Below are 6,517 nucleotides of genomic sequence, written 5' to 3' on the forward strand. Positions count from 1 at the left end.
AAACGGTGTCATATAACCCTTAAAAGCATTGTGAACAAAGGCTTTCAGCATATCTAAAAGCATTTAAAAACTTTAAAATAATTAAAAGCCCAAATCATGAAAAATTGCCCTTGGTTTTCGCTACGCTTAAACTCTATTGAATCTCGCTTTCGCTCGATTCGTCGGGGCAATTTTTGGTTCATATTTTCGTGACTTTTAGAAAAAGCAAAAGCAACTCGGAATTCGCTTCGCTCATCAGCTTTTTTTCTCGCTTCGCTCGATTTAGGAATCAAACTTGGAAAGTTCGCACCCATTCGGGATGCTCTGTAAAGCAGGTGATTGATGGATAGGGAGCTTGTAATCAGGGAAAGGGATGGGCAAATTTTTTCAGTTCGCTCGTAGACACTCGCTCTGTTTATCGCCTCATGCCTCGAGATTTCATTTTAGGAGCTTGTTGCTGTGCTTTGAGCTGTTGTTCTTGTCTAAGTTTCATTTGTTGTTCTGCTTTGATCTTATCCACACAGTTTTTAATAGCTCGGTAGGATTGGTAGAGGTTCTGGTATTGCTCAGCTTTGGTCGGATGCTCTTTTTGGTATTGTGTCCAGGCATGTTCTTTGAATTTTTTGCTTTCCAATAAATCCTTCACACCATTTTTTTTCTGGTATTCATGTTTGCCTTTCAGTTGTTTATGTTCTTGGTAAATCGCATCACGTTGGGCTTCCCAGGCTTTTTTTCCAAATAGTAAGGGCTTGTTCTGACCTAACTCATTGTGTTGATCGACCAGGCTTTGCAATTTGTCATGACTTTGTTTGAGTCCGCTTTTCACAATGTCTTGGGCGAGCTGCTGATTGAAGTCATTTTTGTGCTTTTGTTGCTTGCTCAAGATACCTTCGACTTTCTCAAGATTGTCTTGCATAAAAGCTAGGTCTAAATTCGCCTCTTTTGCGCTTATTTCGCCTTTGAGTAGTTTGCTTAGGGTTTCTCTCTGTATGTATTGAAATTGCTCTTCTGCGCTTAATGGTGGCGTTTTAGCGCTATTTTGGATATGCATCTGCTGTTCTGTTTTTAGTTTTTTGAGTGTGATCTCATTTTCAGCAATCAGTAGATCCATATTTTTGCCATAGTGCAGCTGAGAAATATATGTGATAATTTGAATCTTGAAAGTATCAGAGAAGATAAAATGGGAAAAAGTCTAAATTTAGCAAATTCAATTTTCGCAGGCTTTAATGATAAAAACGGATTAATGATTTGTGGTTATGAATGGGGTGAAGAATCACAAAGTAAGGGGCAAGAAGTTATAATAGATATGACTAAAGAATGTACCTTTTCTAATAAATCATTGCGATATGGTGATGTTGCTAAGACATGGATTAAATACGATAAAAGAATTAGAACTTGGTTTTCTATGTGGGGGCATCCTCTAAATGAGGAAGGCTTAGGCGATGCTTTCGACAAAATGATTGTACAAACTAATTGGGCTGTAGAATCAAAAAAATCTCGTTCTGCAATTTCTTTCTACAAACAAGATGAAAATGTTGATAATTTTATAGCACATATAGAAGAACTTAGACCTAAAGTAATTCTGTTTATGGGAAGTGAGCTTTTAACTAAGGTACTAAAATTTTATAAAGTAAGGGATAAATTCACTCCAATTATGGGCAATGAAATTGAAAAATTGCAAACATTAAGAATGCCTGATTATCATGGCTCATTGGCTTATATCAATAAATTTGAAAACTGCACTGTAGTTGGGTTGCCACATCCTTCTAGTGGTCGTGGAATTACAAATGAGTATATTGAATTCTGTGGATCTGAATTAAATCCTATTATTTCTCAATTTAAAAAAGATCGCGGTATTGCATAAAATTTATGAAAAAAGTCCATCTCATCCAAGCAGATATAACAGCTTTTGCTGTACATGCCATCGTTAACTCAGCAAATAAATCTTTGCTTGGTGGTGGGGGACTTGATTATGTGATTCATAAAAAAGCTGGACCATTGATGAAAGAAGAATGTGTTCGTCTAAATCAAGAAAAAGGTGGATGCTTTACAGGTCAAGCAGAAGTAACAACAGCAGGTAATCTACCTGCTAAATACCTTATTCATGCGGTTGGACCACGATGGTTAGATGGCGAACACAATGAGCCACAATTGCTTTGTGATGCTTATAGTAATGCACTATTCAAAGCTAATGAAATTCATGCACTCACTGTTTCTTTTCCATGTATTAGTACAGGTGTTTATGGTTTTCCACCTCAAAAGGCTGCTGAAATTGCGATTGGCACTATACTCTCTATGTTGCCTCAATATGATCATGTTGCAGAAGTATTTTTTATCTGCCGAGAGGATGAAAATTATTTAATTTATAAGAATCTTTTATCGAATATCGATGATCCAAATATTCAGATTCTGATTTCTTAGTTTAAATTATCGAAAGCTCGTATAAGAATTCAGCCACAATTTTGGCTAATAATTCATGTTCTTCTTGTGATTCAACAATATCGACCATCAAATCATCTAAACCTGTTTGTTCCTGAATGGTAACACCTTGAATTTCGAGATAAGTCAGCATTACAGCTAAACCAGTTCTTTTATTACCATCAACAAAAGCATGACCTTTTGATATAGCTATACCAAACCATGCTGCGATCTCAAAAATGTCGCTTACATTACTGTAATACATCTGCTGATCTATACGGCTTAATACGCTTTCTAGCTTTTCAATATGACAGCCTATTCGCCCTACGCCAGTTTGTAATAGGATCTCATCATGCACAGCAATGACAAATGTTGAGCTAATCAAACTCATTTATAAGCAAGCTCTTGGATTTCAGCTTTATGCTGATTAATGACTCGTTTTGCACTATGCATCACAACACGTTTAGTCGCTTCGTCATTGCTAAATTGGATTGGTAATACTTGACCCGAAACCTTTTCACGATTTGAAATTTGATCAAGGCTATAGTCTTTTAAACGCTTTCTCATCTTCATACCCCTATTAAAAGAGAATTTCATTTTAGCCTAAATTAAACAATTAAGTACGATAGTGAGGATCTTTTCTTGGAATAGCATTTTCTGAATCTATATCAAAGAAATCATAAATTTTAGTGGCTGTTACTGTGTTAAATAATTTTTTGTCCATATACACGATTGCTTTTCCTTTATTTGTGTCGAAAATTACCCTACCCCTTGGAATCTGTTCATATTCATAATGACGTAGTTCTGGGTATACACTTTGCATATTTTTCCAATAATCGACATGTGTATATGGACTATCAATTAAGCCTATTGAATCTGCATCATTTAAATTGAATGGATGAGCTATGCCGATAACTTGCTTTTGCAAAAACCAAAAAATTCCTATTTTCATTTTTCATCAACTGATTAATTTCCCTAAAATTAACATAATACACCTTATAAGAAATCGAAAATGGGAGTCTTAAGCTCCCATTTTTACGATATTTTTTTAAATTTCGTATAACCACCATTATGTTAAATCGAGGAGATTACATCTATTTTATAAGTTCTTATAGCTGTAAAAAATTCTTCTGTTTAAACTACATTTTTTATGAAACATAAGAAATTATTTATATGCTAGATCAAGAAATTGGACTGACTTTTAAAGGCTTAATGTCACTTATAAAGAATAATCCGCTGAATGAAACTTCTAAAATTAAATATGTACGTCACAAGAGCAATGGAGAATTTTCAGAACTTTTTGATAATGTATTCTTGAATATTGCTGAGCTAGAGGAATACCAGAGAATACAAAGTAAAAGTGTATTTAAAAATATTGATTACATAATATCTTTTTTGGGTACAGAAGGACAAAAATCTTTATTTTGGGGAGTATTCAAGGTCGTAAATGAAAAATATAGTGAAAATAATCTTTATGAATATGAACTAAAAGAGATGCCACAATTTAGTGAGCTTAAGTTCAGAGTGGTAGTTGACTGGGGGAGAGCTACTCTATCTTGGCATCAGCACTATACCTCTGATAAACAAGTTATTGAAATATTGCCTAAAGGCTCTCTAGATAAATTTCCTGGCTATGAAAACGTTCATCTATCGTGGAAAGAACTTACCAGAGTAATTAGAACAGACTCTTGGAAGACTGCATTACAGAATCAAAAGGCAGTTTATTTAATTACAGATATTTCTAATGGGAAAAAGTATGTTGGTTCAGCTTATGCTGAAAATATGCTTCTTAATAGATGGCAAAACTATGCACAAAGTCGTCATGGGGGAAATGTTCAATTACAGCAATTGCCGTTAGAGCATATTGAAAATAACTTTTATTATTCAATTCTTGATATTTTTAAAGCTAAAACAGACGATAAAGTTATATTGAGTCGAGAGAGTTGGTGGAAAAATACGTTATTAACAAGAAGATTTGGCTATAACTCCAATTAACTATTTATTTAATATTTCTAAAATTAACATAATACGCCTTATGCGAAATGCGTTATAATTATCTTTAGAAATCAATGCTGTAGTTTCTAGTTGATAGCCCATCTTCCCCAAGTTGGGCTTTTTTTGTGATTTTTCATGTTCCACGCTTATTATTTAATCAATGTTTCACGACTTTGATTAGGTCAATTGAATAATCAGGATGCCTGGTCTTTTTCTTTTTGGCGTTCATCCAGCTCTTTCTTCAGCGCCTTTTTATCCTGGTACGATGCAATCAGCATGATCGGGATCAGCAGCGGGGCCACAATAATTCCCAGGGCAATGTCTTTCAGTTTCGGCATGATCTCTCCCCCTTAGTCATTATCAAAAACAGCATTCAGCACACGGCCAAATAAGCCACGTTTTTTAGGTTGTGGCACTGCCACATTTTGCAACGTGGCATGCTGTAGCGTTTGGGTGTGGTATGCTGTAGTTTCTTGTTGTGGCACTGCCACATTTTCTACAATATTTAATTCATTATTCTTTTTATTATCATTGTCTTGTTGTGTTGTCGCATGCTGTGGCATATCGGTGTCGCATGCCGTAGCATCTTGTTGTGGCGCTGCCGTGGCGGGTGCAACAGTTTTTAACTCAATAAGCGTCTGCATACGGTCGATTTGCTGCATTAAACGCTCTTCACGTTCTTGGTATTTTTTAACTTCATTTTCTAAATGAATAATGAGTTTTTTTGTAGATTCATCGCTATCTGATGTAGATGATTCAATTTGTTGAGATGTTTGTTCAGGCTCCCCAAAGCATCTAATCACTTCCGAAAGGTCAAATTGACCATCACTAGAGCGTGATAAACGCCCATTACGTACAGCTCTGTAAATGGTTGACCTATCAATATGAAATTTTTTAGATACTTCACTTAGCGATAACTTAGCCATTTACTGTGTCCTTTTTATTTGATGGCATATATCCCACTTTTTTTAGGTATGGGGCTAGTTCTTTGATTTTTTCAGAGTCTTGTAGCATCTCAGCAATACGAACAGCAAATTGAGGATAGCTTTCAGTTCCTTGTGAATAGCGACCCATTTCAGGGAGTTCTGAAAGTTTGTTTGCAAACATATGCCGTTGAGCATCGGTCATCTTTGAAAAAAGGTCTAAGGTATTCGGATCTCTTTCTATTGATGGATTATCCTTTTTCTTCTGTTTAAACGTAAAAGAAAAACCTGTAATTGTTCGACCTTTTTTATGCTGTTCATATTTTACAGTGATATCCGTATGCTCATTTATTTGTTTAATAGCAAGCTCAAGTACACTAGTTTTAAAGCGCTCCATACGCTTGTACTCTGTATCGAGTACACCAATTCTTTGACGGAAATCACTTAGCTCTATAACTGGAGTAGAACCGGTACTTCTCCAAGCAATTAATAGTTCATATAAGCGGACAGCATAAGCACTACTGAGATTACTAACTTGCTGTAATTCATATTTAGTAAAATGCTCTTCTAAACGTGTAATTAATGGGACTATAGCGGGGGCAAAGATAAGCTTAACCACTGCTTCATTATCTACATATCCAATTTCACTAACCCAACGGGATCTATAGTTCTCAATATTCCCTCTTTCATTTATTTTTTGATAACTAAATTGTCTAGCAAATAAATCATTACAGGCATCTTTTAATGCTTGATAGGCAGTATTGCGATGTACACCAAATTGATTGATATAGCCTTCGGCATGTACTTCAAGGGGATCATTAGCATTAATCCCTTTCCCACTTTCCCTTGCTTCAACAATAGCCAATAAAATTAAACGTTGTTCTACTAAGTCCAAGTTATAGCTTGCATTGATTAAGGCATTGTCTTTTACCACTAATTCTCTCATGAAGCACCAGTATTAATTATTATGCTATGACACAATAATTAATTTTAGTGCTATAAGCAAGGTAAACGGTGTCATATTGCAAGGTAAACGGTGTCATATTGCAAGGTAAACGGTGTCATATTGCAAGGTAAACGGTGTCATATAACCCTTAAAAGCATTGTGAACAAAGGCTTTCAGCATATCTAAAAGCATTTAAAAACTTTAAAATAATTAAAAGCCCAAATCATGAAAAATTGCCCTTGGTTTTCGCTACGCT

Annotated in this window: 10 protein-coding genes and 1 pseudogene; 3 read left to right on the plus strand and 8 right to left on the minus strand. The window is 35.2% G+C overall.

Features of this window, described 5'->3' with window-relative positions; all coding sequences use genetic code 11:
* Positions 1-53: 53 nt before the first annotated feature.
* Both MSG95_RS18525 and MSG95_RS18530 read right to left on the minus strand, forming a co-directional pair.
* A complete protein-coding gene (locus MSG95_RS18525; RefSeq protein ID WP_324645186.1) occupies positions 54-293 on the minus strand; it encodes a hypothetical protein in 240 nt (79 codons plus the stop codon).
* Positions 294-394: 101 nt separating this feature from the next.
* Positions 395-1,114: pseudogene (locus MSG95_RS18530) on the minus strand (nickase); the annotation flags it as partial.
* 45 nt (positions 1,115-1,159) lie between these two features.
* Between MSG95_RS18530 and MSG95_RS18535 the strand changes: the two are divergent.
* Together MSG95_RS18535 and MSG95_RS18540 are read left to right on the plus strand one after the other, a co-directional pair.
* The gene (locus MSG95_RS18535) at positions 1,160-1,843 is read left to right on the plus strand and encodes a hypothetical protein (protein ID WP_180136027.1); all 684 of its coding nucleotides are present in this window, start codon (positions 1,160-1,162) and stop codon (positions 1,841-1,843) included.
* Positions 1,844-1,848: 5 nt separating this feature from the next.
* The gene (locus MSG95_RS18540) at positions 1,849-2,400 is read left to right on the plus strand and encodes a macro domain-containing protein (RefSeq protein ID WP_324645189.1); all 552 of its coding nucleotides are present in this window, start codon (positions 1,849-1,851) and stop codon (positions 2,398-2,400) included.
* Between the two features lies 1 nt (position 2,401).
* Here MSG95_RS18540 and MSG95_RS18545 read toward each other — a convergent pair whose 3' ends face one another.
* From MSG95_RS18545 to MSG95_RS18555, 3 genes are read right to left on the minus strand one after another with little or no spacing between them, the layout of a single operon-like run.
* Positions 2,402-2,788 (minus strand): type II toxin-antitoxin system death-on-curing family toxin, encoded by a 387-nt coding sequence (locus MSG95_RS18545; protein WP_000053135.1) that lies wholly within the window; start codon positions 2,786-2,788, stop codon positions 2,402-2,404.
* A complete protein-coding gene (locus MSG95_RS18550) occupies positions 2,785-2,964 on the minus strand; it encodes a hypothetical protein (protein WP_001231652.1) in 180 nt (59 codons plus the stop codon). The genes MSG95_RS18545 and MSG95_RS18550 overlap by 4 nt, the downstream gene beginning before the upstream one ends.
* A gap of 49 nt (positions 2,965-3,013) precedes the next feature.
* Positions 3,014-3,349, minus strand: a complete 336-nt coding sequence (locus MSG95_RS18555; RefSeq protein WP_179997550.1) for a hypothetical protein — start codon at positions 3,347-3,349, stop codon at positions 3,014-3,016.
* 221 nt (positions 3,350-3,570) lie between these two features.
* Here MSG95_RS18555 and MSG95_RS18560 point away from each other — a divergent pair, with 221 nt between their 5' ends.
* Complete coding sequence (locus MSG95_RS18560) at positions 3,571-4,392, plus strand: GIY-YIG nuclease family protein (protein WP_324645193.1); 822 nt, start codon at positions 3,571-3,573, stop codon at positions 4,390-4,392.
* Between the two features lie 194 nt (positions 4,393-4,586).
* On the opposite strand, the gene MSG95_RS18565 is transcribed toward MSG95_RS18560, so the two are convergent.
* From MSG95_RS18565 to repM, 3 genes are read right to left on the minus strand one after another with little or no spacing between them, the layout of a single operon-like run.
* The gene (locus MSG95_RS18565; RefSeq protein ID WP_001125247.1) at positions 4,587-4,730 is read right to left on the minus strand and encodes a hypothetical protein; all 144 of its coding nucleotides are present in this window, start codon (positions 4,728-4,730) and stop codon (positions 4,587-4,589) included.
* Between the two features lie 12 nt (positions 4,731-4,742).
* Entirely contained in the window at positions 4,743-5,318 is a 576-nt protein-coding gene (locus MSG95_RS18570) for a plasmid replication DNA-binding protein (protein WP_180070779.1), read from the minus strand.
* On the minus strand, positions 5,311-6,261 hold the full coding sequence (gene repM, locus MSG95_RS18575) for a replication initiation protein RepM (protein WP_324645196.1): 951 nt from the start codon (positions 6,259-6,261) through the stop codon (positions 5,311-5,313). Before repM ends, MSG95_RS18570 begins: the two co-directional genes overlap by 8 nt.
* Positions 6,262-6,517 lie beyond the last annotated feature (256 nt).

The organism is Acinetobacter sp. IK23, assembly GCF_035615275.1.
Classification (GTDB): Bacteria; Pseudomonadota; Gammaproteobacteria; order Pseudomonadales; family Moraxellaceae; genus Acinetobacter; species Acinetobacter seifertii.

What these genes read in the sequence shown, in the direction of transcription:
- MSG95_RS18525 (WP_324645186.1), bottom strand. Translation starts at nt 293, where the DNA reads ATGGGTGCGAACTTTCCAAGTTTGATTCCTAAATCGAGCGAAGCGAGA.
- MSG95_RS18535 (WP_180136027.1), top strand. Translation starts at nt 1,160, where the DNA reads ATGGGAAAAAGTCTAAATTTAGCAAATTCAATTTTCGCAGGCTTTAAT.
- MSG95_RS18540 (WP_324645189.1), top strand. Translation starts at nt 1,849, where the DNA reads ATGAAAAAAGTCCATCTCATCCAAGCAGATATAACAGCTTTTGCTGTA.
- MSG95_RS18545 (WP_000053135.1), bottom strand. Translation starts at nt 2,788, where the DNA reads ATGAGTTTGATTAGCTCAACATTTGTCATTGCTGTGCATGATGAGATC.
- MSG95_RS18550 (WP_001231652.1), bottom strand. Translation starts at nt 2,964, where the DNA reads ATGAGAAAGCGTTTAAAAGACTATAGCCTTGATCAAATTTCAAATCGT.
- MSG95_RS18555 (WP_179997550.1), bottom strand. Translation starts at nt 3,349, where the DNA reads ATGAAAATAGGAATTTTTTGGTTTTTGCAAAAGCAAGTTATCGGCATA.
- MSG95_RS18560 (WP_324645193.1), top strand. Translation starts at nt 3,571, where the DNA reads ATGCTAGATCAAGAAATTGGACTGACTTTTAAAGGCTTAATGTCACTT.
- MSG95_RS18565 (WP_001125247.1), bottom strand. Translation starts at nt 4,730, where the DNA reads ATGCCGAAACTGAAAGACATTGCCCTGGGAATTATTGTGGCCCCGCTG.
- MSG95_RS18570 (WP_180070779.1), bottom strand. Translation starts at nt 5,318, where the DNA reads ATGGCTAAGTTATCGCTAAGTGAAGTATCTAAAAAATTTCATATTGAT.
- repM (WP_324645196.1), bottom strand. Translation starts at nt 6,261, where the DNA reads ATGAGAGAATTAGTGGTAAAAGACAATGCCTTAATCAATGCAAGCTAT.